Origin of the sequence: Streptomyces sp. NPDC048417 (assembly GCF_040651615.1) — a bacterium.
GTDB lineage: Bacteria > Actinomycetota > Actinomycetes > Streptomycetales > Streptomycetaceae > Streptomyces.
This window is the reverse complement of the sequence record NZ_JBEZKI010000014.1, coordinates 205,034-231,322: the sequence shown is the minus strand read 5'-3', so window position 1 is coordinate 231,322 and position 26,289 is coordinate 205,034. Positions and strand designations below refer to the sequence as shown.

Annotated in this window: 28 protein-coding genes; 10 read left to right on the top strand and 18 right to left on the bottom strand. The window is 72.4% G+C overall.

Annotated elements, in window-relative coordinates:
* The first annotated feature begins 132 nt into the window (after nucleotides 1-132).
* The gene (locus tag AB0D59_RS23340) at nucleotides 133-1,509 is read left to right on the top strand and encodes a CoA transferase (RefSeq protein WP_362568431.1); all 1,377 of its coding nucleotides are present in this window, start codon (nucleotides 133-135) and stop codon (nucleotides 1,507-1,509) included.
* 105 nt (nucleotides 1,510-1,614) lie between these two features.
* A complete protein-coding gene (locus tag AB0D59_RS23335; protein WP_362568428.1) occupies nucleotides 1,615-2,628 on the top strand; it encodes a CopD family protein in 1,014 nt (337 codons plus the stop codon).
* A 116-nt stretch (nucleotides 2,629-2,744) separates the two neighbouring features.
* Here the strand turns inward: AB0D59_RS23335 and AB0D59_RS23330 are convergent, their stop codons facing one another.
* The 8 genes from AB0D59_RS23330 to AB0D59_RS23295 form a co-directional block, all read right to left on the bottom strand.
* Nucleotides 2,745-3,791, bottom strand: coding sequence for a zinc-dependent alcohol dehydrogenase family protein (locus AB0D59_RS23330; RefSeq protein ID WP_362568425.1), 1,047 nt, complete (start codon nucleotides 3,789-3,791; stop codon nucleotides 2,745-2,747).
* 36 nt (nucleotides 3,792-3,827) lie between these two features.
* Nucleotides 3,828-4,493 carry a lysoplasmalogenase gene (locus AB0D59_RS23325; protein ID WP_362568422.1) on the bottom strand — a complete coding sequence of 222 codons (666 nt, stop codon included), beginning with the start codon at nucleotides 4,491-4,493 and terminating at the stop codon, nucleotides 3,828-3,830.
* A complete protein-coding gene (locus AB0D59_RS23320) occupies nucleotides 4,490-5,356 on the bottom strand; it encodes a sterol desaturase family protein (RefSeq protein WP_362568419.1) in 867 nt (288 codons plus the stop codon). The genes AB0D59_RS23325 and AB0D59_RS23320 overlap by 4 nt, the downstream gene beginning before the upstream one ends.
* 111 nt (nucleotides 5,357-5,467) lie before the next feature.
* Nucleotides 5,468-6,181, bottom strand: a complete 714-nt coding sequence (locus AB0D59_RS23315) for a VIT family protein (protein ID WP_362568417.1) — start codon at nucleotides 6,179-6,181, stop codon at nucleotides 5,468-5,470.
* Nucleotides 6,182-6,226: 45 nt separating this feature from the next.
* Complete coding sequence (locus AB0D59_RS23310; RefSeq protein WP_362568414.1) at nucleotides 6,227-7,456, bottom strand: amidohydrolase family protein; 1,230 nt, start codon at nucleotides 7,454-7,456, stop codon at nucleotides 6,227-6,229.
* Nucleotides 7,453-8,739: an amidohydrolase family protein gene (locus AB0D59_RS23305; protein WP_362568411.1), complete on the bottom strand. Its 1,287-nt coding sequence runs from the start codon at nucleotides 8,737-8,739 to the stop codon at nucleotides 7,453-7,455. Before AB0D59_RS23305 ends, AB0D59_RS23310 begins: the two co-directional genes overlap by 4 nt.
* 25 nt (nucleotides 8,740-8,764) lie before the next feature.
* Complete coding sequence (locus AB0D59_RS23300; RefSeq protein WP_362568408.1) at nucleotides 8,765-9,649, bottom strand: SDR family NAD(P)-dependent oxidoreductase; 885 nt, start codon at nucleotides 9,647-9,649, stop codon at nucleotides 8,765-8,767.
* On the bottom strand, nucleotides 9,649-10,443 hold the full coding sequence (locus AB0D59_RS23295; RefSeq protein WP_362568405.1) for an acetoacetate decarboxylase family protein: 795 nt from the start codon (nucleotides 10,441-10,443) through the stop codon (nucleotides 9,649-9,651). The genes AB0D59_RS23300 and AB0D59_RS23295 overlap by 1 nt, the downstream gene beginning before the upstream one ends.
* Before the next feature lie 206 nt (nucleotides 10,444-10,649).
* On the opposite strand from AB0D59_RS23295, the gene AB0D59_RS23290 reads away from it, so the two are divergent.
* From AB0D59_RS23290 to AB0D59_RS23265, 6 genes are all read left to right on the top strand, one after another.
* Nucleotides 10,650-11,654, top strand: coding sequence for a DEDDh family exonuclease (locus tag AB0D59_RS23290; protein ID WP_362568402.1), 1,005 nt, complete (start codon nucleotides 10,650-10,652; stop codon nucleotides 11,652-11,654).
* A 92-nt stretch (nucleotides 11,655-11,746) separates the two neighbouring features.
* Entirely contained in the window at nucleotides 11,747-11,980 is a 234-nt protein-coding gene (locus tag AB0D59_RS23285) for a hypothetical protein (protein WP_362568400.1), read from the top strand.
* 80 nt (nucleotides 11,981-12,060) lie between these two features.
* On the top strand, nucleotides 12,061-12,858 hold the full coding sequence (locus AB0D59_RS23280) for an SURF1 family protein (RefSeq protein WP_362568397.1): 798 nt from the start codon (nucleotides 12,061-12,063) through the stop codon (nucleotides 12,856-12,858).
* Nucleotides 12,859-12,923: 65 nt separating this feature from the next.
* Nucleotides 12,924-14,708 (top strand): glycoside hydrolase family 15 protein, encoded by a 1,785-nt coding sequence (locus tag AB0D59_RS23275; protein ID WP_362568394.1) that lies wholly within the window; start codon nucleotides 12,924-12,926, stop codon nucleotides 14,706-14,708.
* A gap of 5 nt (nucleotides 14,709-14,713) precedes the next feature.
* Complete coding sequence (locus AB0D59_RS23270) at nucleotides 14,714-15,469, top strand: SDR family oxidoreductase (RefSeq protein ID WP_362568391.1); 756 nt, start codon at nucleotides 14,714-14,716, stop codon at nucleotides 15,467-15,469.
* A 118-nt stretch (nucleotides 15,470-15,587) separates the two neighbouring features.
* Nucleotides 15,588-16,364, top strand: a complete 777-nt coding sequence (locus tag AB0D59_RS23265) for an SDR family oxidoreductase (RefSeq protein WP_362568388.1) — start codon at nucleotides 15,588-15,590, stop codon at nucleotides 16,362-16,364.
* 93 nt (nucleotides 16,365-16,457) lie between these two features.
* Here AB0D59_RS23265 and AB0D59_RS23260 read toward each other — a convergent pair whose 3' ends face one another.
* The 6 genes from AB0D59_RS23260 to AB0D59_RS23235 all read right to left on the bottom strand — a co-directional run bounded on the left by AB0D59_RS23260 (nucleotide 16,458) and on the right by AB0D59_RS23235 (nucleotide 19,786).
* Entirely contained in the window at nucleotides 16,458-17,390 is a 933-nt protein-coding gene (locus tag AB0D59_RS23260) for a LysR family transcriptional regulator (protein ID WP_362568385.1), read from the bottom strand.
* A 165-nt stretch (nucleotides 17,391-17,555) separates the two neighbouring features.
* Nucleotides 17,556-18,134 carry an alkaline shock response membrane anchor protein AmaP gene (amaP, locus tag AB0D59_RS23255; protein ID WP_362568382.1) on the bottom strand — a complete coding sequence of 193 codons (579 nt, stop codon included), beginning with the start codon at nucleotides 18,132-18,134 and terminating at the stop codon, nucleotides 17,556-17,558.
* A gap of 3 nt (nucleotides 18,135-18,137) precedes the next feature.
* Complete coding sequence (locus AB0D59_RS23250; RefSeq protein ID WP_362568379.1) at nucleotides 18,138-18,743, bottom strand: DUF6286 domain-containing protein; 606 nt, start codon at nucleotides 18,741-18,743, stop codon at nucleotides 18,138-18,140.
* Nucleotides 18,743-19,102, bottom strand: coding sequence for an Asp23/Gls24 family envelope stress response protein (locus tag AB0D59_RS23245; protein ID WP_362568376.1), 360 nt, complete (start codon nucleotides 19,100-19,102; stop codon nucleotides 18,743-18,745). Before AB0D59_RS23245 ends, AB0D59_RS23250 begins: the two co-directional genes overlap by 1 nt.
* The gene (locus tag AB0D59_RS23240; protein ID WP_362568373.1) at nucleotides 19,099-19,293 is read right to left on the bottom strand and encodes a hypothetical protein; all 195 of its coding nucleotides are present in this window, start codon (nucleotides 19,291-19,293) and stop codon (nucleotides 19,099-19,101) included. Before AB0D59_RS23240 ends, AB0D59_RS23245 begins: the two co-directional genes overlap by 4 nt.
* A 19-nt stretch (nucleotides 19,294-19,312) precedes the next feature.
* Nucleotides 19,313-19,786, bottom strand: a complete 474-nt coding sequence (locus AB0D59_RS23235; RefSeq protein WP_362568370.1) for an Asp23/Gls24 family envelope stress response protein — start codon at nucleotides 19,784-19,786, stop codon at nucleotides 19,313-19,315.
* Between the two features lie 87 nt (nucleotides 19,787-19,873).
* Here AB0D59_RS23235 and AB0D59_RS23230 point away from each other — a divergent pair, with 87 nt between their 5' ends.
* On the top strand, nucleotides 19,874-20,572 hold the full coding sequence (locus tag AB0D59_RS23230) for a nucleopolyhedrovirus P10 family protein (protein WP_362568367.1): 699 nt from the start codon (nucleotides 19,874-19,876) through the stop codon (nucleotides 20,570-20,572).
* Between the two features lie 84 nt (nucleotides 20,573-20,656).
* On the opposite strand, the gene AB0D59_RS23225 is transcribed toward AB0D59_RS23230, so the two are convergent.
* The 4 genes from AB0D59_RS23225 to AB0D59_RS23210 form a co-directional block, all read right to left on the bottom strand.
* Entirely contained in the window at nucleotides 20,657-21,460 is an 804-nt protein-coding gene (locus AB0D59_RS23225; protein WP_362568364.1) for an enoyl-CoA hydratase/isomerase family protein, read from the bottom strand.
* Nucleotides 21,461-21,588: 128 nt separating this feature from the next.
* On the bottom strand, nucleotides 21,589-21,807 hold the full coding sequence (locus AB0D59_RS23220; protein WP_046727957.1) for a helix-turn-helix domain-containing protein: 219 nt from the start codon (nucleotides 21,805-21,807) through the stop codon (nucleotides 21,589-21,591).
* Between the two features lie 361 nt (nucleotides 21,808-22,168).
* Entirely contained in the window at nucleotides 22,169-23,767 is a 1,599-nt protein-coding gene (locus AB0D59_RS23215) for an ABC-F family ATP-binding cassette domain-containing protein (protein ID WP_362568360.1), read from the bottom strand.
* A 90-nt stretch (nucleotides 23,768-23,857) separates the two neighbouring features.
* Nucleotides 23,858-24,463: a hypothetical protein gene (locus AB0D59_RS23210; protein WP_362568357.1), complete on the bottom strand. Its 606-nt coding sequence runs from the start codon at nucleotides 24,461-24,463 to the stop codon at nucleotides 23,858-23,860.
* Nucleotides 24,464-25,349: 886 nt separating this feature from the next.
* On the opposite strand from AB0D59_RS23210, the gene AB0D59_RS23205 reads away from it, so the two are divergent.
* Nucleotides 25,350-26,240, top strand: a complete 891-nt coding sequence (locus AB0D59_RS23205) for a neutral zinc metallopeptidase (RefSeq protein ID WP_362568354.1) — start codon at nucleotides 25,350-25,352, stop codon at nucleotides 26,238-26,240.
* Nucleotides 26,241-26,289 lie beyond the last annotated feature (49 nt).

Here is a 26,289-nt window from a genome sequence, read left to right as displayed (position 1 = left end):
CCGGAACAGGGGGGAGGCGGGACTGCGGACCGGGCTTGGCCTGTTCTCCACTCACGGAATTCCGCCCCGGCATGCTTCCCCTCGTCACCCTGGGTCGACATGTTGATTCAGTACACCCTGCATAGTGCCTATATGACTACTGAGCACACCGAGTCCGCCTGGTCGGCCCTGGGCGGCGATGCCGCCCCGGTCCCGCGGATCTCGAACGTTGTACGGGATGGGGTGCTGGAAGCGCGGCTCCCCGTACGGGAGTTGGCGCGGGCGTGCGTGGGGGCCTGCGCGCTGGCGGCCGCCGAGCTGGGGGCGCGGCGGGCCGGTCTCACGGACGTGCCCGAGGTGCGGGTCGACGACGGGGCCGTCGGCACGGCGTTCGGGAGTGAGCGGCATCTGCTGGTCGACGGGCGGGCGCCGGTGAACTTCGCGCCGCTGTCGCGGTTCTGGCGGGCCGAGGACGGCTGGGTGCGGACGCACGCGAACTATCCGCATCACCGGGCCCGGTTGCTGAGCGCGCTCGGGCTGCCCGGGGACGCGTCGGTGGACACCGTCGCCGATTGCCTCGCGGAGCGGTCCGCGGTGGACGTGGAGGACACGGTGTGCGCGGCCGGGGGCCTCGCCGTCGCCCTGCGTACGGCCAAGGAGTGGGCGGCGCACGAGCAGGGCGCGGCGGTGGCGCTCAGGCCGCTGCTGAGCCGGGAGCGGATCGGCGACGCGCCCGTACGCGCTCTCGCGCCGCTCGCCGGTGATCCCCTGCTGCCCGCGGCGGGCGTACGCGTCCTGGACCTCACACGGGTGATCGCGGGCCCGGTCGCCACCCGCACCCTGGCCCTGCTGGGCGCGGACGTCCTGCGCCTGGACGCGCCCTGGCTGCCCGAACTCCCCGACCAGCACGCCGACACGGGCTTCGGGAAGCGCTCGGCGACGCTCGACCTCACGCCCGGCCGGGCGGCCTTCGAGGAGCTGCTGGCCTCGGCGGACGTCGTGGTCACCGGCTACCGGCCGGGCGCCCTGGACCGGTTCGGCCTCTCCCCCGAGGCTCTGGCCGAACGGCGGCCTGGACTGGTCGTGGCCCAGGTGTCGGCGTGGGGTGCGTACGGGCCGTGGGCCGGGCGGCGCGGCTTCGACAGCCTGGTGCAGGTCGCCACCGGTATCGCGGAGACCGAGGGCTCGGCGGACCGGCCGGGCGCGCTGCCCGCGCAGGCACTCGACCACGGCACGGGGTATCTGCTGGCGGCGGGTGTCCTCCGAGCGCTGACCGAGCAGTCGTACGACGGCGGGAGCAGGTTCGTACAGCTGGCGCTGGCGCGCACCGCGCGGTGGCTCACGGCGGAACTGGAGCCGGGACCCGAGGGCGGCGAGCCGTACGAGGGCCCGGACGCCTGGCTCGCCGAGACGGGCAGCGCGCTGGGGCGGCTGCGGTACGCCCGGCCGCCGGTGTCCTTCGCGGGCGGCCCGGCCGGCTGGGCGCGACCGCCGGTGCTGTGGGGGTCGGATCCGGCCACCTGGGCATGACCGCACCGCGCGACGGGCGGGAAATGTACGGACAGGCGGAATGACGCTCCGTCAGTTGTTTTCCGCTACTTGCCCGGTTCTGTCATGACTGGCGAAGATCGTGGGGTGACGGCGACACGACCGACCACCGAAGCGGCCGACGCGAACGGCCCCGCGAGACGCCCCGGTAGCGGCCGGGCCGTCGCCGTCCTGGTTCTGGTGGCGCTGGGCACGCTGGTGGTGCCGCTGCTCGGGCCGTCCGTCGCGTTGCACGACACCGGGGAGGCCGCGGCGCCGGGGGCGGGCGGTATCGCCTTGCTGCGCGGGGTGCTGTTCGCCGCGCTGTGCGTGCCGTTGGGCGAGCTGTTCGTGGACCGGCTGGCCCGCCGGCTGCCGGACCCGCCGCCCGAACGGCCGCCCAGCTGGGCGGTGTTCGCGGCCGCCGCCGGTTTCGTCGCCGCGCTGGCGCTCGCGTCGGTCGTGTCGACGGGCAACCTGGTGCCGCGCGGTCTCGCCGACGTCGACGTGGGCGGTCTCTACCAGTCGCGTGACGGCAAGTTGGCGCTGATCGAGGTCAACGCCTTTCTGCTGGCCGCTCTGTGCGCCCGCGCGCGCCGCCCGGCGCTCCTGGTGTGGCCGGCGGCCGCGGTGGTCGTCGCCGAGGCGCTGCGCGCCCATCCCGCGCCCGAGCACAACCCGTTGCTCGGCTCGGCGCTGACCCTGGTGCACCTGACCTGCGCGACGCTGTGGGCGGGCGGTCTGCTGCACGTGCTGCGCCTGCTGCGCCGGTGGTGCGGCGGGGAGGCCGGGGCGGCATTGCTCGGTCTCTACGCGCGCGTGGCCGCCGTACTGCTCGCGGCCATCACCGCGACGGGCGTGTGGAGTTCGCTGCGGCGGATGCCCGCGGGCACGGTCCTGGACCAGCTGACGACGACGGCGTACGGGCGCACCCTGCTGGCCAAGGTGGTTCTCGTCGCCGCCGTCGCCGCGCTCGCGCTGTGGGCACGGTTCCGGCTGCGCCGGGCGGCCGACCCGCTCACCGCGTACGTCCCGGCGCGGGCCGAGGTGGCCGTGCTGGGGGTGGTGGTCGCGGTGTCGGGGGTACTGACGGCGCTGCCGGTGCCGATCAGATGGACTTGACCGGGTCCCTTGATCAGGTCGACCCGCTCAAGCACGCTCCATCAGATGCGCTCCATCAAGTGGACCTGATCAACCATTGACCGTGAGATTGACGGGAGATTGACCGGGGCGTTGATTCAGTCGTTGGTGACGAGCACCTTGAGGGCGGTGCGCTCGTCCATCGCCTTGTAGCCGTCGGGCACGCCCTCGATGCCGACGGTCAGGTCGAAGACCGGCGAGGGGTCGACGGTGCCGGCGAGGACGTCGGGCAGCAGGTCGGGGATGTAGGCGCGGACCGGGGCCACTCCGCCGCGCAGGGCGATGTTCCGGTCGAACATGACGGAGAGGTCCAGACCGGTGCCGCTGCCGTGCGGGACGCCGACGAAGCCGATCGCGCCGCCGTCCCGGGTGATCTCGACGGCCGTCCGCATGGACTGCTCGGTGCCCACGGCCTCCACGACGGAGTGCGCGCCCTGGCCCCGGGTGAGCTCGCGGACGGCCTCCACGGCCGCGTCCCCGCGCTCGGCGACGACGTCGGTGGCGCCGAAGCGGCGCGCGATGTCGGTGCGCACCTCGTGCCGGCCCAGCGCGATGATCCGTTCGGCACCCAGCCGCTTGGCGGCCAGCACGGCGCACAGGCCGACCGCGCCGTCCCCGACGACGGCGACCGTGGCACCGGGACGGGCGCCCGCGCCGAGGGCCGCGTGGTGGCCGGTGCCGAGGACGTCGGAGAGGGTCAGCAGGGCGGTCAGCAGGTGGTCGTCGGAGGCCGCGTCCTTGGGCAGCTGGACCAGGGTGCCGTCGGCGAACGGGACGCGCACGGCCTCGCCCTGGCCGCCGTCGTACCCCACCGAGCCCCAGAAACCGCCGTGCTCGCAGGACGTGGTCAGGCCCTCGCGGCAGTAGTCGCAGACACCGTCGGACCACATGAAGGGGGCCACCACGAGGTCGCCGCGCCGGACGGTGCCCACCTCGGAGCCGGTCTCCTCGACGACGCCCAGGAACTCGTGCCCGATGCGCTGCCCCGGCTGCCGGGCCGCCTCGCCCCGGTAGGCCCACAGGTCACTGCCGCAGATACAGGCGCGCAGCACCCGTACGACGGCGTCGGTGGGCAGCTGCACCACCGGCTCGGGCACGTCCTCCACGCGCATGTCGTACGGGGCGTGGATGGTGGTGGCGCGCATGGCGAGGATCCCTCTCGTGCGGTGTCGTGGGTGCGCTCAGGGGGTGGTCGGGCGCACTTCACGGTACGCCGTCGCCGGTGCGGGCCGCGCGTCGAGGGTGCCCCGGACCAGCAGGAACTGCCCCGCCACGTAGGTCAGCATGATCCAGAAGTCGGGTCTGGGCGGCTGCGGCCAGTCGGCGACACCGGTCGCGATGAGGGTGTCGGAGAGCATGAAGAGCGCACCGCCGAGCCCGGCGACCGGGCCGAGCCGGGTGACCGCCGTGTACGCCATGGCGGTGAGCAGGGTGCTGTAGCCGGCGACGGGGACACGGAGGCCTGCGGGCAGGTCCGGCCACAGCAGGGCGACCAGGGTGACGAGGGCGGCGGCGTAGACGACGGCGAGAACGCGGGCACGCGCGTGTGCCGGTCCGTGGCGGCGGAACAGGACGAGATAGCAGACGTGTCCGGCGGCGAAGCAGGCCATCCCCGCCATGAAGGCGGGGTCGGCGTCGGAGAGCAGCAGCACGTCGCCGCCCCAGCCGCACAGCAGGGCGGCGACGAGCAGCCGCGGCCCACCCGTGCGGGCGGCCCAGGCGGCGAGCAGTGGCATCAGGAGCACCTTGGCGACCGCGTGCCCGGGGTGGAAGCCGGCGGCGAGGCAGCCGAGGTCGGCCGCGGCGGCGAGAGCGAAGGCGGCGAGCAGCGCCCGGGACGCTCTCACGCGGTCACGGACTCCTCGGTCTGCTCCACGGCGGCGGCCGGCGCCCAGCCGGGACCCCCGAACACCCGCCCGGCCCGCTCCCGCCAACCGCGTGCGGCCTTCAGGTCCCTGCCGATGGCCAGGTACTCATGGGTGGCCACCTTGAACGGGTTGAACGTGTTGATGTTCTTGGTCAACCCGTACACCGGCCGCTCGACCTCCGGCACCCATGACCCGAACAACCGGTCCCAGATGATCAGGATCCCGCCGAAGTTGCGGTCCAGGTAGCCGCCCTGGGAGGCGTGGTGCACGCGGTGGTGGGACGGCGTGTTGAACACGAACTCGAACCACCGGGGCATCTTGTCGATGCGTTCGGTGTGGATCCAGAACTGGTAGACGAGGTTCGCGGAGGAGCAGAAGGCGAGCGCGGCCGGGTGCACACCGACGGCGACGAGCGGGACGTAGAAGGGCCAGACCGTCAGCGAGGTCCAGGGCTGGCGCAGTGCGGTGGTGAGGTTGAACTTCTTGCTGGAGTGGTGGACGACGTGGCAGGCCCACAGGATGCGGATGACGTGGTGGCCGCGGTGGGACCAGTAGTAGAAGAAGTCCTGCGCGAACAGCATCAGCGGGACCGTCCACCACAGGACGGGAATGCGCAGCGGGGTGAGTTCGTAGACCGCCCAGTAGATCGCGACGATCGGGATCTTCCAGACGAAGTCGAAGACGAGCGACCCGAGCCCCATGCCGACACTGGTGGCGGCGTCCTTGGCCTCGTACCCGTCGGCGTCGTCGTCGGGATGGATGCGGTAGCTGATCACCTCGATCACGGTGAGCAGTACGAAGGCGGGTATCGACCACAGCACGACATCGGGCAGGTTCGGCATGGGGGCACCGTAGAACCGCTGGTCGCCTGCGGCTAGACGTTGTTACCCACAAGTATTACCTGCGGTATGCGCTTGCTTGTTGGCGATCTCCGCCAACGGGTGGGGCGGCCGCTAGACCCCCACCGCCCCCAGCAGGGTCCCCGCCGCATAGGTGACGCCCATGGCCAGCGCGCCGCCCACCACGTTCCGTACCATCGCCGGACCCACCACCGCCGCCCCCAGCCGCGCGCTGCTCCACCCCGTCAGGACCAGCGCGGCCAGCACCGACCCCACGGTCACCGGAAGCCGCCAGCCGGCGGGCGGCAGCACGATCGCCAGCAGCGGCAGCAGCGCCCCGATCGTGAACGCCAGGAAGCTCGCCAGCGCCGCGTTCCACGGGTTGGTCAGCTCGTCCGGGTCGATACCCAGCTCCACGCTCGCGTGGGCCTTCAGCGCGTCCCGCTCGGTGAGCTGGACCGCCGCCTCCCGCGCCACCTCCCGGGACAGCCCGCGCCGCTCCAGCAGTTCGGTCAGCTCCTCCAGTTCCGCCTCGGGCTGCTCCTTCAGCTCGCGTTTCTCCAGCGCGAGCGCGGCCAGTTCCGAGTCGCGTTGGGTGGACACCGACACGTACTCCCCCGCCGCCATGGACATCGACCCGGCGAGCAGCCCCGCCAGGCCCGCGGTCAGCAGGGCGCCCCGGTCGTCGGTGGCGCCCGCCACGCCGACGACGAGGCCCGCCGTCGACACGATGCCGTCGTTGGCCCCCAGTACGGCCGCCCGCAGCCAGTTCAGCCGGGAGCCGAGCGCGCCTGTGTGGGGCTCGTTGTCGTGCGTCTGTTCCGTCACGACACGGAGGATCGCACCCCGTCCCCGGTGAGGGGAGTACCGACGTCACCAGACCCGTACCGAAGCCCCCCGCGCGAACACCGGACTCGTGGCGTCCGCCGGCGCCTCCCGCAGCGGTTCCGCGATCTCCGCCGCCGTCGGTCCCACCTCGGCCGCGATCGGGTCCAGGAGGTCTAGGTCGAAGCCGTACACGCGGGCCGCGTTGCCGCCGAGCATCGCGGCGACCTCGTCGCGCGGTACGCCCGCGTAGGCGAAGCGCAGGCCCTCACGGGTGTAGGGGTAGGTCCCCTCGTCGTGCGGGTAGTCGCTGCCCCACATGATCTTGTCCAGGCCGATGCGGTCGCGCAGCGGCACCTCGTGCGGGCGCATGAAGCTGGCGCCGACGAAGCAGTTCGACCGCCACACCTCGGACGGCGACCTGCCCATGCCCTCCGCCAGCCCCGCCCCGAACCTGGCCTCCGCGGTCGTCGCCGTCGAAGCCGCGGCGAGCAGGCGGCCGTGGTAGTAGTCCAGCATGGCCAGGACCCCCGGGATCCAGCCGGAGCCCTGCTCGGTCAGGACGAGCTTCAGGTCCGGGTGGCGGCGGAAGGCGCCGCCGAAGACCAGGTGCCACAGCGCCCGGTGCGAGAACCAGGTCGTCTCGACCATGAAGACCGCGCGGGCGGCCGGTTCGTCGCCGAGCGGCGGGGACGCCGAGCCCGCGTGGTGGTTGACGGGGACGCCGAGTTCCGCGCAGACGGCCCAGATCGGGTCGTACACGCGCGCGTGCAGTTCGGGCAGGCCCGAGTTCGGTGGGGTGCCGGGCAGCATCAGGCCGCCCGTCAGGCCCGCGGTCGCCGCCCGGCGGATCTCCTTCACGGCCTCCTCGACGTCGTTCAGGAGGATCTGGAAGACACCGGCCCGGCGGCCCGGCGCGGCGGCGCAGAAGTCGGCCAGCCAGCGGTTGTGGGCGCGCAGGCCCGCCCAGCGCAGCTCGGTCTCCGCACCCGTGGGCGCGGGGGCCATCAGGGAACCGGACGGGAAGAACGGCGGGATGGTGTTCGGGAAGATCACCTCCGCGACGATCCCGTCCTGCGCCAGCTCCGCGAGCCGCCGCGCGGAGTTCCAGTTCCGGTCGGCGGAGTCGGAGAGCAGGTCCTCGTACGGGTTGACGTACGTCGCCGCCCAGTCGTCGAAGTCGTCGTGGTACCGCTTCTCCAGGTACGGCTTGTAGTCGAGGAGGTCGGCGCCCGCGTGGCAGTCGGCGGAGATCACCGTGTAGCGCTCACCGTTCATGAACTCACCCCCAGAGCCGGGAAGTCGTTGTCCGTCAGCCAGTGGCGGCCCACCTCGCGCGAGCGCGCCCAGGAGGCCGCCACGGCCGTCTGGTCGGCCGGCTGGCCCAGGTCGGCGGGGGTGGGGCCGATACGGCGGGCCAGCGGCGTCAGGCGCGCCACGTCGAAGCCGAAGACCTCGGCCGCCGCCAGGCCCAGCATCCTGCGGGTCTCGGCCACCGGGATGTCGTGGAAGGTGCGGCGCAGCCACGCGCGCGTGTCGGGCCAGGTGCCCTCCGGGTGCGGGAAGTCGCTGCCCCACAGGATGTTGTCGACGCCGATCTCGTAGCGCTGGGCGAGTTCACGGCGTTTGGTGTTGGTGGCGCAGACGAAGACCTGCCGGTCCAGGTACTCGTGCGGCGGGCGCTTCAGCTCCTCGAAGGGGGACAGCTTCTTGCCGCCGTGCGCGCCGAGGTAGAGGCGGTCCATGAACCAGAGCAGGTTCGGGAGCCACCAGCAGCCCGACTCCGCCACGCCGAACCTGAGCCCGGGGTGGCGTTCGAAGACGCCGGACCAGAGCAGGAACCACAGCGGCCGGGACGGCCACCAGGTCACCTCGCTGACGTAGATGCCGAGATGGTCGCCGTACTCGTGGCGCGGGGCGGCGCCGGAGTGGGTGAGGACCGGCATCCCGCACTCGGCGGCCGCCGCCCACACCGGGTCGTAACGGCGGTCGTGGTACGGCTCCTTGTCGACCCACATGGCGGGGATCATCAGCGCGCCGAGACCGGTCTCCTTCGCGCGGTGCACCTCGGCGACGACGCGGTCCACCGGGGCCGTGACCGGCAACAGGGCGACCCCGCAGTGCCGTTCGGGGTGTTCGGAGACGAAGTCGGCCAGCCAGCGGTTGTGGGCCCGGGCACCCGCCATGCCCAGCTCCGCATCGTGGTCGCCGGACAGGCCGAGGCCCACCCCGAAGGGCGCGGCCGTCCGGCTGTCGACCGCGTCGGCGTCCGGGAAAACCACCTCCGCGGCCACCCCGTCGCCGTCCAGTTCCTTCAGGCGCTGCGCGCTGTCCCAGCCTCCGCGCAGCCCCTCCTCGTTGTCCTGGAACCACTTGCTCGCGAACGCCTCGTTGCGGATGCCGAGCCGGGTCATCTCCTCCCGGCGGCGGTCCCGTCCGGCGAGGAACTCGTCGAAGTCCCGGTGGTACCGGGCGTCCAGATAGGGCCGGTACTCCTCGGTGGGCAGCCCGGCGTGGCAGTCGGAGGAGATGATCAGATACGGGTCGTCAAACGAGGTCACGACAGCCCCCTGTCGGTCCAGGTGCTCAGTCCAGGATGAAGTTCTCGAGGTACGACGGGTTCGCCCGGTCCAGCATCGAGCGCGCCCGCGCCCGGATCTGGGCGTCGCTGCGCTCGCTCTGCGGCAGCAGCCAGAAACGGCCCGCGCGGATGCCCGCCACGACGAACTCGGCGACCTCCTCGACGGGCGTGAAGGCGACCTCCTCGCCCGCCGCGCGCATCGCCGCCTCCCACTGGTCGAGGCTGCGGTACGGCGTCCTGCGGGGCCGCTGCTTGGCGTAGCGCTCGGGCCGGTTGCGGTGCGACTCCCACAGGCCCGTACGCAGCATGTGCGGCCCCGGGAAGAGCACCGAGGCGCCCACGCGCGCGTGCTCCGCCCTGAGATGGGCGTACAGCGACTCGGTGAGCGTGACGACGGCCGCTTTGGTGACCGCGTAGACGGAGGCCGTCGGCAGCGGCGCGATACCGCCGTCGCCGGAGGATGTATTGACCACGTGACCGGGTTGACCCGACTTGATCATCCTCGGCAGGAAAGCCTGTACGCCGTGGAAGACACCCCACACATTGACCTCGAACGCCCACTTCCAGTCGTTGGGTTCGTGCTCCCACATGCGGCCCTCGGCGCCCGAGCCGACGCCGGCGTTGTTGCACAGGACGTGTACCGCGCCGTAGGTGTCGTAGGCCGACTCGGCGAGTTCCAGGACCTGTTCGCGCATGCCGACGTCGACCACGCGCGTGTGCACGTCGGCGCCGGCCGCGCGGAGGTCCGCCGCGGCCTTCTCCAGGGCGGCCGGCTCCACGTCGGCGAGGACCACCTTCAGGCCCTCGGCGGCGAACCGCCGGGCCATCGCGAGCCCGATCCCGCTCGCCGCGCCGGTGACGACGGCGACCTGTCCGGCACGGAGTTCCATCAGGCCTCGCTCCCTTCCGGGGGCGCGTCGACGATCTGGCGGAGGTCGTCGTAGCGCTGGTGGACGTAGGGCAGCAGGGCCTGGGGATCGACCCGTTCGGCGACCCGGCCGCGCTGGTCGCTGGTCTTCTCGCCGAGGGTGATGTCCAGCAGGCGCAGCACCGGGAGGTCGGTGACCGGGTCGTACGCGGACTCACGGAGGATCACCTCCCCCGTCACGCGCTCCAGCCGGCGGACCTTCTCCTCGCGGACGCAGTGCACCAGCAGCGGGTCACCGTCGAAGCCCGAACCGTCCACCGCCGGGAGGAACTTGAAGTAGAAGTCGGTCTTCGGCGCGGGTTCCGGCAGCGGCAGCGGGGTGCCGACCGTGCCACGCACCTCCACGAAGGCGACACCGTGCCGGGCCAGCGCCGCGCGGACGAGGCCGCCCTCGCGCTCGACGGTCACCTCGCCGAGCTTCTTGGGCTCGCCGAAGACCTCACGGCCGCCGGTGAGGGCACGCTCGTGGGTCATCGGCATCACCAGCGGATACCAGCCCTCGGCCGTGCCGTGCGCGGCGGCGACCGCGAACGAACCCGCTCCCAGCGGGTATCCGGGCAGCCGGACCTGGCTGATGTTGACGCGGACCAGGGGGTGGCCGGTGGGCTTGAGCGGGGGCGGCAGCACTGCCGCGACCGCGTCCGGGTCGCTCTCCCAGACGGCCACCACGCCGGTGGACCAGACGTCCGGGAGCCTCGTGGTGCGCGCGGCCGCGATCTCCGCCTCGGTCCGAGCGCCGTACCGTACGCGTGCCATCCGCCGTACCGCCCTTCCGTCGACCGTCCGAGCGCCGCGCCGCCGCGGAGTCTTCGCCGCGTCAGCGCCGGGCGGGGTGCACGGTCGCACCGGGCGGCGAAAAGGTCCATAGCCACGCGAAGGGCAATCAGGACATGCGAACGGGCGGTGGCGACGGGCGACCTGACGGAGCGGACTGTCAGCCGGGGCCCGTATCCTCAATGACCATGCTCGAAGACCTGACGACCGCAGTCTCCGCCGGCACCCCGTGGCCGGCCGCGTATCCCGAGGGGTACGCGGTCGTCGACGTGGAGACCACCGGGCTGGCCCGGGACGACCGGATCATCTCCGCGGCCGTCTACCGGCTGGACGGGCGTGGCGAGGTCGAGGACCACTGGTACACGCTGGTCAATCCCGAGCGCGACCCGGGCCCGGTGTGGATCCACGGTCTGACGAGCGAGGTGCTGGAAGGGGCGCCGCTCTTCCCCGACATCGCCGAGGAGTTCGCGGCCCGGCTCGACGGCCGGGTGCTCGTCGCGCACAACGCGGTCTTCGACTGGCAGATGATCGCGCGCGAGTACGCGCGCGCGAAGAGCGAGCCCCCGGTGAAGCAGCGGCTGTGCACGATCGCACTCTCCAAGGAGCTGGGGCTGCCGCTGCCCAACCACAAGCTGGAGACGCTGGCCGCGCACTTCGGTGTCGTGCAGCGGCGGGCGCACCACGCGCTGGACGACGCGCGCGTGCTGGCGGAGGCGTTCCGGCCCAGTCTGCGGGCCGCGGCGGCAGGCCACGTACGGCTGCCGCTGCTCGAGTGCCGGCCGCTGACGGAGTGGTCGCAGACGCCCCGGATCGGGCAGCAGGCGAGCGGCGGCCACGGCGGCGGCTACCGTCCGAACAGCTGGCGGGCGGCCCGCAAGCGGCCGGCCTGTCCGTATCCGAACCCGGGGCGGTACGAGGACGGCAGGCCGCTCAAGCAGGGCATGCGGGTGGCGTTCTCCGGGGACACCTCGACCGAGCGGGAGCTCCTGGAGGACCGGGCCTTCGAGGCCGGTCTGCATGTGTCGACGAGCATCTCGCGGCTCACCAGCCTGCTCGTCACCAACGACCCGGACTCGGGCACCTCGAAGGTGCTCAAGGCGCGCCAGTTCGGCACGCCGGTCGTCGACGAGGCGGCTTTCGGGCAGTTGCTGCGGGACGTGGCGCCGGCATCCACACCGGCAGCGGACAGGTGACCGCGCGGCGCGGCCGTACGGACGGGTGATTGCCGGGCGACTCGCCCGGCGCCCACTCGCCCGCGGGGGGCCGACCACCCACCCTGTGCCACATGGCGAAATGCGAAGTATGCGGCAATGACTACGGAATGACCTTCGAGGTGCACGCACAGGGCGCGGTCCATGTCTTCGACTGCTTCTCCTGTGCGATCCACCGCATGGCCCCCGTCTGCGAGCACTGCAAGGTCTCGATCATCGGTCAGGGCGTCGAGGCCGAGAACCAGTGGTACTGCGGTGCCCACTGCGCCCGCGCGGCCGGGAAGGCGGGCATCGTCGACCGCGTGTGACCGCCGGGGCAGGGATGTCGTCGGCCCTCTGGGGGACCCTCCCTCAGGGGGCCGATACGCGAGGGGTACGGTCTTTGTTCGTGTACCGCTTCCTGTTGACCCGGCAGTGGGTGATCCTCACCCTGATCTCCCTGCTTCTGATCCCCACGATGATCCGCCTGGGGTTCTGGCAGAAGCACCGGTACGAGGAGCGCAGCGCCCGTAACGCACTGGTGGCCCAGGCCCTCAACGCCAAGCCGGTGCCGGTGGAGCAGGTGACCGAGCCGGGGCACGCGGTGACCCGCAAGGAGCGGTACCACACCGTCACCGCGACCGGCACCTTCGACACCGCCCACGAGGTCGTCGTCCGGCGTCGTACCAACGACGACGACGAGGTCGGCTACCACGTCCTCACCCCGTTCGTGCTGGCCGACGGCAAGGTGCTGCTGGTCAACCGGGGCTGGATCTCCTCGGACGGCCCGAGCCAGACCGCGTTCCCCAAGGTCCCGGCCCCGCCGGCCGGCCAGGTCACCGTCCAGGGCCGGTTGATGCCCGACGAGACCACCGCGGCGAGCGGCATCAAGGACATCAAGGGCCTGCCCGACCGGCAGATCATGCTGATCAACAGCGCGGAGCAGGCGCGCCGGCTCGGCAAGCAGGTGCTGGGCGGCTACATCCAGCAGACCGCGCCCGAGCCCAAGGGCGACACCCCGGAGCAGATCTCCGACCCGGGCAAGGAAGACGCCCCGCTGAACTACGCCTACATGATCCAGTGGTGGCTGTTCGCCGCGGGCGTCCCCTACGGCTGGTTCGTACTGGTCCGCCGTGAGGCCCGCGGCCGCGAGGAGGCGGCGAAGGAAGAGCCCGCGGCTGAAGCGGAACCGGCGGCCGCCGTCTGAGCATGGTGTCACTCCCCCGGCGCACCCCCTGATTGGCCCACCGGTCCGGTGGGAAACCGGAACCCGTGGACCGACGCATCGAGGACTACGCCCTCATCGGCGACGAACAGACCGCGGCTCTGGTCGGCCGGGACGGCTCCATCGACTGGCTCTGCGTGCCCCGGTTCGACTCGGCCGCCTGCTTCGCCAGGCTCCTGGGCGACGAGGACAACGGCCACTGGCGGATCGCCCCGAAGGACGCCACCACGTGCACCCGGCGCGCCTACCGGCCCGACACGCTGGTCCTCGACACCGAGTGGGAGACCCCCGAGGGCACGGTCCGGGTCACCGACCTGATGCCCCAACGCGACCATGCCCCCGACGTGGTACGCATCGTCGAGGGCATCAGCGGCCGTGTCACCGTGCACAGCACGCTCCGCCTCCGCTTCGACTACGGCTCGGTCGTCCCCTGGATGCGCCGCTCGGGCGGCCACCGGGTCGCCGTCGCCGGTCCCGACTCGGTGTGGCTGCGCAGCGAACCGTCCGTACGGACCTGGGGCGAGGACTTCGGCACGCATGCGGAGTTCACCGTCGCGGAGGGCGAGCGGGTCGCGTTCGTGCTCACCTGGCACCCCTCGCACGAGCCACGGCCACCGCTGGTGGACCCGTACGAGGCGCTGCGCTCCAGCGTCACCGGCTGGCGGCGCTGGACCGCCCGCTGCACCTACGACGGCCCCCACCGGGACGCGGTGATGCGCTCCCTGATCACCCTCAAGGCGCTCACGTACGCGCCGACCGGCGGTATCGTCGCCGCCGCCACCAGTTCGCTGCCCGAGGAGCTGGGCGGAGTGCGCAACTGGGACTACCGCTTCTGCTGGCTGCGCGACTCCACCCTCACCCTCGGCGCCCTGCTGTCGGCCGGCTACCACAAGGAGGCCGAGGCCTGGCGCGACTGGCTGGTGCGCGCGGTCGCCGGCGACCCGGCGGACCTGCAGATCATGTACGGCCTGGCAGGCGAACGCCGGCTGCCCGAAGTCGAACTGCCCTGGCTGGTCGGCTTCGCCGGCTCGGCGCCGGTGCGCGTCGGCAACGGCGCCGTCGACCAGCTCCAGCTGGACGTGTACGGCGAGGTCATGGACTCACTGTCGCTGTCCCGCACGGCCGGCCTGTCCACCAGGCCGCACATGTGGGCCATCCAGTGCTCGCTGATGAAGTTCCTGGAGAAGATCTGGCGCCAGCCTGACGAGGGCCTGTGGGAGGTGCGCGGCGGCCGCCGGCACTTCGTGCACTCCAAGGTACTGGTGTGGGTGGCCGCGGACCGCGCCGTACGCACCCTGGAGGAGCACGCGGAGCTGGAGGGCGAACTGGAGCGCTGGCGCGCGCTCCGCGACGAGGTGCACCGGGAGGTGTGCGAGAAGGGGTACGACCCGGCGCGCAACACCTTCACCCAGTACTACGGTTCGCGCGAACTCGACGCCGCCCTGCTGCTGATCCCCCGCTTCGGTTTCCTGCCGCCGGACGACCCGCGGGTGATCGGCACGGTGGACGCGATCCGCGACGACCTGGGCCACGGCGGCTTCGTGCGCCGCTACGACACCGACGCGATCGGCGTCGACGGCATGCCGGGCGGCGAGGGCGCCTTCCTGGCCTGCTCGTTCTGGCTGGCCGACGCGCTGCACATGACGGGCCGTACCGACGAGGCGAAGGAATTGTTCGAACGGCTGGTGGGACTCGTCAACGACGTGGGACTGCTCTCCGAGGAGTACGAACCGGAACTCGGACGCCAGTTGGGCAACTTCCCGCAGGCGTTCAGCCACATCGGGCTGGTGAACACCGCCCTCACACTGTTCGGCGGCGACGAGGCAGGATAGGACTCATGGATCTTGGACTGAAGGACCGGGTGTACGTCGTCACCGGAGCGACCCGCGGGCTGGGCAACGCCACCGCGCGCGAACTGGTCGCCGACGGGGCGAAGGTCGTGGTGACCGGACGGGACGAGAAGACGGTCGCCGAGGCGGTGGCCGAGCTGGGGCCGAACGCGGCGGGCATCGCCGTCGACAACGCGGACGCGGACGCACCGGAGCGGGTGATCGCGGCGGCCCGTGAGCGGTTCGGCCGTTTCGACGGCATTCTCGTGAGCGTGGGCGGCCCCCCGGCCGGGTTCGTCGCCGACAACACGGACGAGCAGTGGCAGACCGCCTACGAGGCGGTGTTCCTGGGGGCCGTACGGCTCGCGCGCGCGGCCGCGGCCGAGTTGGAGCACGGCGGTGTCATCGGGTTCGTGCTGTCCGGGTCGGTGTACGAGCCGATTCCCGGGCTGACGATCTCGAACGCGCTGCGGCCGGGGCTCGCCGGGTTCGCCAAGTCGCTCGCGGACGAGTTGGGGCCGCGCGGGATCCGGGTGGTGGGGCTGCTGCCGTCGCGGATCGACACGGACCGGGCGCGGGCGCTGGATGCGCTGTCGGCCGACCCCGAGGCGACGCGGATGGAGAACGAGTCCCGGATTCCGCTGCGGCGGTACGGGACGCCGGAGGAGTTCGGGCGGGTGGGCGCGTTCCTGCTCTCGCCGGGGGCGTCCTATCTGACGGGAATCATGGTGCCTGTCGACGGGGGTATGCGGCACGGGTTCTGACGGTCGGGCTGCCATAGGGATCCCCTATGGCAGCCGCTGCTATTTCGTCTTTGCCTCTGGTTCTTTTCCCTCCGTACCGTGAACAGCGAACCGGAACACGAGGGAAAGGACCGGTGGCATGACCACGATCGAGAACGGATCGGGAACGCGGGAACTCGCCGGAAAGCGGGCACTCGTCACGGGTGGTTCTCGCGGAATCGGCGCGGCTGTGGTGCGCCGATTCCTGGACGCGGGCGCCGAGGTGCTCACCACCGCCAGGTCGGCGACGGGCACGGTGCCCAAGGGGGCCGCCTTCGTGGCCGCCGACGTGCGGACCCGGGCCGGCGCTCAGGCCCTGGCCGAGGCCGCGCAGGAGGTGCTCGGCACAGTGGACGTCCTGGTCCACAACGTGGGCGGGGCGCGACCGTACGAAGGCAGCTCGGTCATCCCCGACGAGGAGTGGCAGGACGCGCTGGACCTGAACTTCCTGGCGTCGGTGCGGCTGGACTCGCTGCTGGTACCGGGGATGCGGGAACGGCGTTCGGGGGTGATCGTGCATGTCTCCTCGGCCGCGGTACTCACCCCGGTGGCGCCGTTCCTGCACTACACGGCGGCGAAGGCCGCGCTGGAGAACTACAGCCGGGGACTGGCCACGGAGCAGGCCCCGTTCGGGATCCGGGTCAACACCGTGACTCCCGGCAGGGTCGCCACTCCCGGCGGTGAGGAGACACGGGAGCGGTGGGCGCGCCTGGACCTGGCGCCGGGCCGGACCAACGCCGGCGACACCGTGCCGCTGGGGCGCGACGGCCGGCCCGACGACATCGCCCACGCGGTGCTGTTCCTCGCGTCCGAACGGGCGAGCTGGCTGACCGGGAGCAATCTCATCGTGGACGGCGGCGAATTCCCCCGGGGCTGACATCCGACGAATCCCCGGTGCCGACGCCTACGGAATTCCGGTACGCCGTTTTCCACAGAAGTAATTCGACGGCGCCCGCATCCTTCTCGGGCCTCAGGAAACCGCCGTGGAAACCGGTGCGGAAACCGGTGCGGAAACCGGCGTGAAGAAAGCGGACTCGGACCAGGTCTCCTTGCGCAGGAATTCGAGCAGGGCCGTCTCAGCCGGGCCCGCGCCGGGCCGGAGCACGGCGACGACGGGCTGCGTCACGGCCGGGAACACCGGGCGTACGAGGTGCTCGTGGCCGTGGGGCACCGCGGAGGCCGGGACGAGCGTCACCCCGAGCCCGTGGGCGGCCCAGCGCACGGCGGTCGCCGTCTGGGACACCCGGGCGGCCGTGGCCGGGGCCAGTTCGTTGGTCCGCAGCACGTCCAGCAGTACGGCGTCGAGCGCACTGCCGCGGTCGAAGCGCACCCACGGCTCCCCCGCCAGCTCCCGCAGGTCGACACGGTCCGCGGCGAGTAGCCGGTGCCCGGCGCCCAGCACCACGACGAACTCCTCGTCGCCGAGGTGGTGGGCGTCGGAGGGGGTCCGCTCGCACGCGGCCATCAGGGCGAGGTTCAGCACGCCCCCGCGGCACAGCCGCTCCAGCTCGGCGGAGCTCGGCTCCTCGAAGACGGTGATCTCCAGGCGCGGGTAGCGGTGACGCAGCGCGCCCAGCGCACGCGGCAACTGCCGGGTGCCGAAGCCCATCTGCACCGCGACCACCAGCTCGCCCACCAGCTCGTCGGCGCCGGCCCGCGCCGTCGCCCTCGCCCGCCGTGCCGCGCTCACCGCGGCCTCCGCCTCCCGCAGGAACGCGCGGCCGACGACGGTGGGCACCAGCCCGGTCGGCGTACGGGCGAACAGCTCCACGCCGAGTTCGCGTTCCAGGGCGCGGATCTGCTGGGACATCGACGGCTGGGCGACGTGCAGCCGCTCCGCGGCCGCGGTCACCGAGCCCTCCTCGGCAACGGCCAGGGCGTACTCGAACTGACGAAGGCTCATCGGCTCCCGTCCCCTCCCGTGTCCCGTGGTGTCGGCTCTACCGGCAGGCAACCCGGTTCCGCCGGCGAAGATTCCCGTGACCACGGCCGGAGCCGCTCCGCTCCTGGTGGCGGACGGCTCCGACGACGTTCCCGATGGCGTACGGCCGGTCTGCCGGGCGGGGTGTCAGGTGACCCGTTCCGCGCGGTGTTTCACCGATGTCAGCCGGACCTCCGCCGGGAGGCTCTTCAGGGCCGCCGACTCCCGGGCGTGGGCCAGCGCCTGTGTGGTGAGGTCGTCCAGGGCCGCGCGCGGTGGCACGTCCGGGTCCAGCTGGAGCCACACCCGTACCTCCGGAGCCGTCCGCCTGCCCCTCAGGACCGCCTGGGCGTGCGCCACGCCCTGCTGGTGGGCCGCGTCGGTCGCCAGCACCGTCTCCAGGGCCCTGCCGCGCAGCAACGCACCCTCACCGTCCCCGGTGTCCACCAGGACCTCGGTCAGACGGCGTCGGCGCAGTTGCGCGGTCAGCCACCAGAGGGACAGCAGAAGCAGGACCGCCAGGGCGGCCAGGACCGTCGGCCACCACCACTCCGCCCCACGCCAGTGGGTGCGTTCGGCGGTGGTGAGGAGGACGTCGTGACGGCCGTCGTGGATCCACCAGGAGGGGGCCGGGGCGCCGAGGCCGACGGCCAGGACCGCGCCGCCCAGGGCGAGGAGCACCAGCCCCGCCAGACCGGTCAGTACGCGGTTGATCGCCGTGAGCATGACTCATCCCTTCCGGCCGGGGCGGACGACGTGCAGGGTCAGCCTGGGCGGGTGGGCCAGCCCCAGGCCGTGGATCGCGTCGGTGAGTGCCGCGTCCAGGTCGGCCTGCACCTCGTCGAGTTCACGGAAGTGGGACACGGCGAGGACATGGACACGGGAGCGGTTCAGTCGTACCCGCACCCGGCGTACGCCCGAGATCTCCATGGCCCGGTCACGCACCACCATCGCGGCCGCGTCGCGGCGCAGCCCGGCGCGCACGTCGGGGTTGCTGCAGCGCATCGGCAGGACGTCCCGCAGGCCCGGCGTGACGGCCAGGGTCAGCAGCCATACGCCGAGGGCGGCGGCGATGCCCGCGCCGGCCAGGACCCAGATGTCGTCGAGAGGCCGGGTCGCGAGTTGCCGGGCCAGCGCGCGGCGCCAGTGCATCGCGGGGTGGCGGGCCCGTACGGCCGCGATGTCGTACAGGAAGGCGGCCGCCGTGACCAGGAGGACGACGGCGGCCAGGGCCGCGGGTGCCCGGCGCGGCGACCAGAAGCGGGCCGCGTGGCCGGCCGGGGGCGGCGCGGCCTCGGGTGGCTTCTCGATGACCTGTGTCTGCTCGGTGCTCATCACGCCCTCCCCTGCGTCTGAGCGGGGTGCAGCCGTTCGACGTGCACGGCGACCTCCCGCACCTCCATGTCCACCAACGCGCCTACCCGCTCGACCACATGCCGACGCACGGCCGCGCAGCGGGCTCCGATGTCGGACGGATAGTCCAGCTCGAGGTGGACCCGGACGCGGGCGGTGCCGTGGTGGACCGCCACCGTGGCGTGCGGGGCCACGGCGTCCTTCGGGAGGGGGCCGAGGACCTCGCGGGCCGCCTGTGCCGCGATCTTCGCCACCACCCGGTCGGCGATCCGGACGGCACCGCGCTCGCCGGGCGCCACAGCCGTCAAAGGCCTGCGCGTCGCACTGCTCGCGGTGGTCATCGCCGCCGGTCACGCCGGTCGTCGCGGCTGCGGAAGAAGTCGCCGAGTTCGAGGTCCCCCTCCGCGAACCTGCCGACGACGAACCCGACGGCGCCCAACGCCGCCACCAGCAGGAAGGCGCCGAACCCGCCGAAGTATCCGGCGAAGCCCAGCGCCATGCCGGCGATCATGCCGACCACGGCCAAGTTCATGGTGCGTTCCCCTCAGCCGTCACTGAAGCCGGGACTCCGGCTCCTCTTCCTCTTCTTCGGGCAGCTTCACATCACTCACCGCGATGTTGACCTCGACCACTTCGAGCCCGGTCATGCGCTCCACGGCCGCGATCACGTTCTCCCGCACCGCGCGGGCCACGTCGGCGATCGAGACCCCGTAGTCCACGACGATCTCCAGGTCGAGCGCGGTCTGTACCTCGCCGACCTCGGCCTTCACACCCCGGGTGACCGACTTGGAACCGCCCGGCACCCGGTCGCGCACCACACCGAAGGTGCGGGCGAGTCCGCTGCCCATCGCGTGCACGCCGACCACGTCCCGGGCCGCCAGTCCGGCGATCTTCTCCACCACACCGTCGGCGATCGTGGTCCGGCCCCGGGTCGACGGGTCACCGCCACCGCGTCTGATGGTCTTCCGGGTACTTACCGTCGGGTCCTTCGGGTCCTTCTCCGGCTCCGCGGCCAACTCCGTCATCGCCGTGCGCCCCTTCCGGTCGTCGTCCTGCGACCAAGGTAAGTGCGGATGCCCTGTCATGCCCCGGTGATGCGGCAGGCTGGAGCAATGACGGCGGACCGATGGACAGACGCGGTACGGCGCCCCCTGGGCTTCGGCAGATTGCTCCCGCTGGGCGGGCCGCACGACGGGGCGTGGCTCACGGAGGCGGCGGCCGACGCGGTGCTGCGCCGGGCGGCGGCCGAGGTGCCGGGAGTGCGGCTGGGGGCGGTGCGGATCGCGCCGGCGGATCCGGAGGACGTGACGGAACCCGTCGTACCGCCACCGCCCGGTGCCGTGCCGCCGGGGCCGCTGCGGCTGTCGGCGGACTTCGCGGCGACCGCCGCCGAGCCGCTGCCGGCCACGGCGGCCCGACTGCGCCGGGCCCTGGCGGCCGCGGCGACGGCACGGCTCGGGCTGGCGGTGGCCGAGGTGGACCTACGGGTGACCGACCTGCTGGCGGCGGACCGGGCGGAGCCGGAGGCCGTACGTCCGCCTCGGCCGCCGTCGGTCCGGGAGGGCTCCGATCCGGACGCGGCGCGGGTGACGACGGCGGCGCTGGTGGTGCCGGGGGTGAAGCGGGTGACGGGGGCGCTGAGCCGGGAGGTGCACTTCGACGCCGCGCTGCCGCGTCGGCATGTGCGGGTGGAGGTGGCGCTGGCCGACGGGCCCAGGGCCGTGGACGTGGCGAGGAGGGTCCGTACCGCGGTCGGCGCGGCGCTGGGGGATCACCCCACGGTGGCTGTGCTGGTGACGGACGTCAGCTGAAGCGCCCCGAAAGGGGCGCGGGGCTGTAGCGATGTGCGGCTGTCGCCGCGTGGGCGCGACCAGCCCCCGCCCGTCGGCGCCGGACTACTCGCCCACGCCCGCCAAGTCCCGCAGCCGCCGAGCCTGAGCCTGCCGCTCGGCTGCCCGCTGCTCCTCGTAGGTACGGCCGCCGGCGCCCCGGAGCAGCGCCTTGGTCTCCACCACCGCGTCCCGGGGCGCGGCCAGCAGCGCCGCGGCCAGGTCCCGCGCGGCGGCGTCGAGTTCGGCACCGGGCACCGCGAGGTTGGCGAGCCCCGACGTCACCGCCTCCTCGGCCTGTACGAACCGTCCGGTCGCGCAGATCTCCAGCGCGCGGGCGTAGCCGACGAGGGAGACCAGCGGGTGCGTACCCGTGAGGTCGGGCACCAGGCCCAGGCTGGTCTCGCGCATGGCGAACTTCACGTCGTCCGCGACGACGCGCAGGTCACAGGCGAGGGCCAGCTGGAAGCCTGCCCCGATGGCGTGGCCCTGCACGGCGGCGATCGACACGAGGTCGTTGCGCCGCCACCAGGTGAACGCCTGCTGGTATTCGGCGATGGTCGCGTCGAGTCCGGCGTCGTCACGGCGCGCGAGCTCGACGAAGGTCGGCTCGCCCGGGATCCCCTCCGGCGAGAACATCTGCCGGTCGAGGCCCGCGGAGAAGGACTGGCCCTCACCGCGCAGCACGACAACACGGACCGACCCCGGCAGCGACCGCCCGGCCTCGGCCAACGCCCGCCACAGCGCGGGGCTCTGGGCGTTGCGCTTGGCCGGGTTGGTCAGCGTCACCGTGGCGAGCGCGTCGTCCACGGTGAGCCGTACGCCGTCCTTGTCGAGAACAGGAACGAGGTCCTGGTCGGGCGAAGCCATGGGGCGCCTCCGATGTGTGCGGTCATCACGCATTGCCTTACGGCATGCTAAGTGACTGCACAGTAACCACCCGGCCGATCAGTCGGCCGACCGGGTGGCCACCATCGAAGCCGGTGGGCCGCCCGGGGTCAGGACGCGGCTTTCTTGCCCCGCGTCGCCCCGCCACGCCCACGTAGCGTGACACCCGACTCGCTGAGCATCCGGTGGACGAAGCCATACGAGCGGCCGGTTTCCTCGGCCAGTGCCCGAATGCTCGCACCGGAGTCGTACTTCTTCTTCAGGTCTGCCGCGAGCTTGTCGCGCGCGGCGCCGGTTACCCGGCTGCCCTTCTTCAGAGTCTCGGCCACCCGTGCCTCCTCATGGGAAGTGCGCTCTGGTCCCCTCATGATCACCCCTCCGGGGCGCGATGGCCACCCATTCGGCAAGGTCCGTAAGACATCGTTGTGACGACAGGAGCGCATCCCCACAAGCGGAATATGTGATTCCTACGGGTGCCGTCCATGGGGCCGAACGGGTTCTTCCACGAAGTGCCAGGTCAGACATGGAAAGCGGCCGACCCCTTGTCGACAAAGGGATCGGCCGCGAAATCGGTGCAGGACACACCTCGGTACGAGGAGATCTCACACAGATGATGGATCACCGATAAGCCGAATGATCCATAGCCAGTGGATCAGGCATTCGATCAAGCGAGGACGACGGGACCGGTTCTCAGGCGAGCGCGACCAGATCCGCGTAGTCGGCGCCCCACAGGTCCTCGACACCGTCGGGGAGCAGGATGATCCGCTCGGGCTGGAGCGCCTCGACGGCGCCCTCGTCGTGGGTGACGAGGACGACCGCGCCCTTGTAGGTGCGCAGCGCGCCGAGGATCTCCTCGCGGCTGGCGGGGTCGAGGTTGTTGGTCGGCTCGTCCAGGAGCAGGACGTTCGCCGAGGAGACGACCAGGGTGGCGAGGGCGAGCCGGGTCTTCTCGCCGCCGGAGAGGACACCGGCCGGCTTGTCGACGTCGTCGCCGGAGAACAGGAACGAGCCCAGCACCTTGCGGACCTCGACGAGGTCCATGTCGGGGGCGGAGGAGCGCATGTTCTCCAGGACCGTGCGCTCCGGGTCCAGGGTCTCGTGCTCCTGGGCGTAGTAACCGAGCTTGAGGCCGTGGCCCTCGAGCACCTCGCCGGTGTCGGGCTGCTCGACGCCGCCGAGCAGCCGCAGCAGGGTGGTCTTGCCGGCGCCGTTGAGGCCGAGGATGACCACCCGGGAGCCCTTGTCGATGGCCAGGTCGACGTCGGTGAAGATCTCCAGCGAGCCGTACGACTTCGACAGGCCCTCGGCGGTCAGCGGGGTCTTGCCGCAGGGCGCGGGGTCCGGGAAGCGGAGCTTGGCGACCTTGTCGGAGACCCGGACCGCGTCCAGGCCGGCCAGCAGCTTGTCCGCGCGGCGGGCCATGTTCTGCGCGGCGACCGTCTTGGTGGCCTTGGCACGCATCTTGTCGGCCTGCGAGTGCAGCGCGGCCGCCTTCTTCTCGGCGTTGGCGCGCTCCCGCTTGCGGCGCTTCTCGTCGGCTTCGCGCTGCTGCTGGTAGAGCTTCCAGCCCATGTTGTAGACGTCGATCTGGGAGCGGTTGGCGTCCAGGTAGAAGACCTTGTTGACGACCGTCTCGACCAGGTCGACGTCGTGGGAGATCACGATGAAGCCGCCGCGGTAGGTCTTCAGGTAGTCGCGCAGCCAGACGATCGAGTCGGCGTCCAGGTGGTTGGTCGGCTCGTCGAGCAGCAGCGTGTCCGCGTCCGAGAACAGGATCCGGGCCAGCTCGATACGGCGGCGCTGACCGCCGGAGAGCGTGTGCAGGGGCTGGCCGAGCACCCGGTCGGGCAGGTTGAGCGCGGCGGCGATGGTGGCGGCCTCGGCCTCGGCGGAGTACCCGCCCTTGGTGAGGAACTCGGTCTCCTGGCGCTCGTACTGCCGCAGCGCCTTTTCGCGGGTGGCGCCCTGGCCGTTGGCGATGCGCTGCTCGTTCTCGCGCATCTTGCGGATCAGTACGTCGAGGCCGCGCGCGGACAGGACGCGGTCACGGGCGAGGACGTCGAGGTCGCCGGTGCGGGGGTCCTGCGGGAGGTAGCCGACCTCGCCGGAGCGGGTGACGGTGCCCGCGGCGGGGACGCCGTCGCCGGCCAGCACCTTGGTGAGGGTGGTCTTGCCGGCGCCGTTGCGGCCGACCAGACCGATGCGGTCGCCCTTGGCGACGCGGAAGGTGGCGTTCTCGATGAGGATGCGGGCACCGGCGCGCAGCTCGATACCGGAGGCGGAGATCACGGACAGACTCCAGGGCGTACGTGGTTGACGGGTGGCGGCTGAGGACGTTCCCGCCGTCTAATGCGCGAGGAGAATGGCCATGGGCCAAGTCTAACGGGGCGGCGCAAGCGCTTTTTCGGTGCGCGGGTGTTCGGGACGGCTGCCGGGGAGGGCGTTGCCGAGGGGTGCGCGGTGCGGGGCGATCCCGCCGAGGTCGTCCACGGCGATGAGCTGCGCCGTCCAGGCGCCGCGCGCGCAGGGCTGGGCGACGAGCAGGGTGGGCCCGTGACGTACGGCACGTTCGGGGCGGAACGCGCAACCCGCGCGGGCGGGCAGCACCCAGCGCAGGTCGCCGTCGGCGGTGCGGTACGCGGCGATGCGGGCCGGGGTGACGACCGCGAGGATGCCGCGGCCGAGGGGGCGCAGGACGCCGGTGCCGCCCTGCCGCCGGAGCCAGTCGGTGGCCGCGGGCAGGGCGCGGTGCCAGCGCACGGAACGGCCGTCGGTGTCGGTGACGAGCCCGTCGTCCCAGACGGCGATCGCGTGCCCGCGCGCGGGCAGCACGCTCAACGGACGCCGCCCCGCGCGCGCGTACCGCCACCGCAGGGTCCGTCCGTCGTACGCCTCGACCACCGCCCCACGCGCGCGTGCGCTGTGCGCCGCCGGACCGGGGGTGAGGTGGTCGCCGTAGGGCGCGGACCGAATCTGCTGAACCACGCAGAGGAGGGCGCCGACCAGGATCACGGCGAGAGCGAGGGGGAGAAGGTGGCGAGCGAGGGCGACGGGGAGGGGTTGGCGTGGAGCGAGGGCTGACGGGAGGGAGGAGGTCGGGTGAAGGTCGGTGGGAGGCGGCGATGGGGCGAACATGCGGGGACCGTCGGGGGCGGGCGGGCGTGCGGGGGCGGGGGCTGGTGCGGGGGCCGGGGGCCGGAGAGTGTCGGGAGGGGAGGCCGGAGACCGGAGGCCGTCGGGAACGGCGACCGGAGAGCGGAGGCCGCCGGCCACGCACGCCTCGACCCCGAGACTGTCGGGAACAGAGGCCGGAGACCGGAGGCCGTCGGGAACGGCGACCGGAGAGCGGAGGCCGCCGGCCACGCACGCCTCGACCCCGAGGCTGTCGGGGGCGGAGGTCGGGGCCCGAAGGCTGTCGGGGGCGGAGGTCGGGGACCTGATGATGCCGACTGCGGGGCCCTGGCTCCGGACGCCGTCGGCGGGGGCCCGCGAGTCGTCCGTGGTGGGGGCCGCTTCCAGCGGGCCGCCGATCGCGGGGACGGGGGTGCGGGGGCCGTCGGCTGTGGCGACCGGGGCCCGGAGGCCGTCCGTGCCGGTGGCCCCGGTAGGGAAGCCGTCGGCTGTGGTGGGCGGTGGGGTCGTCCCGTGTGGCAGAACGGGCACCGCTACCCCCTTCGGCGCCCGGGCGGGCGTCCTTGTCCCATGGATCAGGCGCAGAGCGTAGTCACGGCCGCGAGGCGGGGGTGGGCGTGACGCGGGGGTGGGGCGGGACGTCGCCCGATCGGGCGTTCGCCGGGCCATCGGCGCGAAGTGCCGGCCGGGATGGCACAAGGTGGATGCAGGGGACGGTGCGAGCAGAAGGCGGTGCCCCATGCAGTTCGACGACGATGCGAACCTGGACACCTCCGAAGTCCAGGACGTGCGCGGCAGCCGCGTCCCGGGCGGAAAGGCGACCATCGGCGGCGGCCTGGCCGGCCTGATCGCACTGCTCCTCGCCCTGTTCCTCGGTATCGGCCCCGACCAGCTGGGCCTCTCCTCCGGTGACAGCTCGCCCGCGCCCACCTCCTCCTCACTGGCGCAGGTGCAGCAGAACTGCCGTACCGGACGGGACGCGAACACCAAGGACGACTGCCGGATGGTGGCGGTGGTCAACAGCGTGCAGGACTTCTGGAGGCAGGAGTTCCAGCAGCGCCGGGGCACCTACACGAACGCCCCGACCGTCTTCTTCGGCGGGCGGGTCGGCACCGCGTGCGGGACGGCGACCTCGGCGGTCGGGCCGTTCTACTGCCCGGGCGATCGGAAGGTCTATCTGGACCTCGGCTTCTTCGACGAGCTGCGGTCCAAGTTCGGCGCGACCGGCGGCCCGTTCGCCCAGGCGTACGTCGTGGCACACGAGTACGGGCACCATGTGCAGGACCTGATGGGCACGTTGAGCAGGTCGCAGGACAACCTGACCGGTGTGAACAGCAACGCGGTACGGGTGGAGCTCCAGGCCGACTGCTACGCCGGGGTGTGGGCGCGGCACGCGACGACGACGAAGGACGAGTCGACCGGCCGGCCCCTGATCACTAGCCTGACGGACGCCGACATCCGGGACGGTCTCGACGCGGCGGCGGCCGTCGGCGACGACCGGATCCAGGAGCGGTACCAGGGGCGGGTGACGCCGGAGACCTGGACGCACGGGTCGGCGCAGCAGCGCCAGCAGTGGTTCTACCAGGGGTACCGGACCGGGGACATGGCGCGGTGCGACACCTTCCGGTGAACCGACGAGACGAACCGATGGGATGAACTCATGAACTGAGGAGCCACTG

Excerpts from the sequence above, each read along its gene's own strand:
- AB0D59_RS23340 (WP_362568431.1), top strand. The coding sequence starts at position 133 with ATGACTACTGAGCACACCGAGTCCGCCTGGTCGGCCCTGGGCGGCGAT.
- AB0D59_RS23330 (WP_362568425.1), bottom strand. The coding sequence starts at position 3,791 with ATGCGCGCCACCACCATCCACGCCCCGTACGACATGCGCGTGGAGGAC.
- AB0D59_RS23320 (WP_362568419.1), bottom strand. The coding sequence starts at position 5,356 with ATGCCGAACCTGCCCGATGTCGTGCTGTGGTCGATACCCGCCTTCGTA.
- AB0D59_RS23310 (WP_362568414.1), bottom strand. The coding sequence starts at position 7,456 with ATGAACGGTGAGCGCTACACGGTGATCTCCGCCGACTGCCACGCGGGC.
- AB0D59_RS23300 (WP_362568408.1), bottom strand. The coding sequence starts at position 9,649 with ATGGAACTCCGTGCCGGACAGGTCGCCGTCGTCACCGGCGCGGCGAGC.
- AB0D59_RS23295 (WP_362568405.1), bottom strand. The coding sequence starts at position 10,443 with ATGGCACGCGTACGGTACGGCGCTCGGACCGAGGCGGAGATCGCGGCC.
- AB0D59_RS23290 (WP_362568402.1), top strand. The coding sequence starts at position 10,650 with ATGCTCGAAGACCTGACGACCGCAGTCTCCGCCGGCACCCCGTGGCCG.
- AB0D59_RS23285 (WP_362568400.1), top strand. The coding sequence starts at position 11,747 with ATGGCGAAATGCGAAGTATGCGGCAATGACTACGGAATGACCTTCGAG.
- AB0D59_RS23270 (WP_362568391.1), top strand. The coding sequence starts at position 14,714 with ATGGATCTTGGACTGAAGGACCGGGTGTACGTCGTCACCGGAGCGACC.
- AB0D59_RS23265 (WP_362568388.1), top strand. The coding sequence starts at position 15,588 with ATGACCACGATCGAGAACGGATCGGGAACGCGGGAACTCGCCGGAAAG.
- AB0D59_RS23260 (WP_362568385.1), bottom strand. The coding sequence starts at position 17,390 with ATGAGCCTTCGTCAGTTCGAGTACGCCCTGGCCGTTGCCGAGGAGGGC.
- amaP (WP_362568382.1), bottom strand. The coding sequence starts at position 18,134 with ATGCTCACGGCGATCAACCGCGTACTGACCGGTCTGGCGGGGCTGGTG.
- AB0D59_RS23250 (WP_362568379.1), bottom strand. The coding sequence starts at position 18,743 with ATGAGCACCGAGCAGACACAGGTCATCGAGAAGCCACCCGAGGCCGCG.
- AB0D59_RS23245 (WP_362568376.1), bottom strand. The coding sequence starts at position 19,102 with ATGACCACCGCGAGCAGTGCGACGCGCAGGCCTTTGACGGCTGTGGCG.
- AB0D59_RS23240 (WP_362568373.1), bottom strand. The coding sequence starts at position 19,293 with ATGAACTTGGCCGTGGTCGGCATGATCGCCGGCATGGCGCTGGGCTTC.
- AB0D59_RS23235 (WP_362568370.1), bottom strand. The coding sequence starts at position 19,786 with ATGACGGAGTTGGCCGCGGAGCCGGAGAAGGACCCGAAGGACCCGACG.
- AB0D59_RS23230 (WP_362568367.1), top strand. The coding sequence starts at position 19,874 with ATGACGGCGGACCGATGGACAGACGCGGTACGGCGCCCCCTGGGCTTC.
- AB0D59_RS23225 (WP_362568364.1), bottom strand. The coding sequence starts at position 21,460 with ATGGCTTCGCCCGACCAGGACCTCGTTCCTGTTCTCGACAAGGACGGC.
- AB0D59_RS23205 (WP_362568354.1), top strand. The coding sequence starts at position 25,350 with ATGCAGTTCGACGACGATGCGAACCTGGACACCTCCGAAGTCCAGGAC.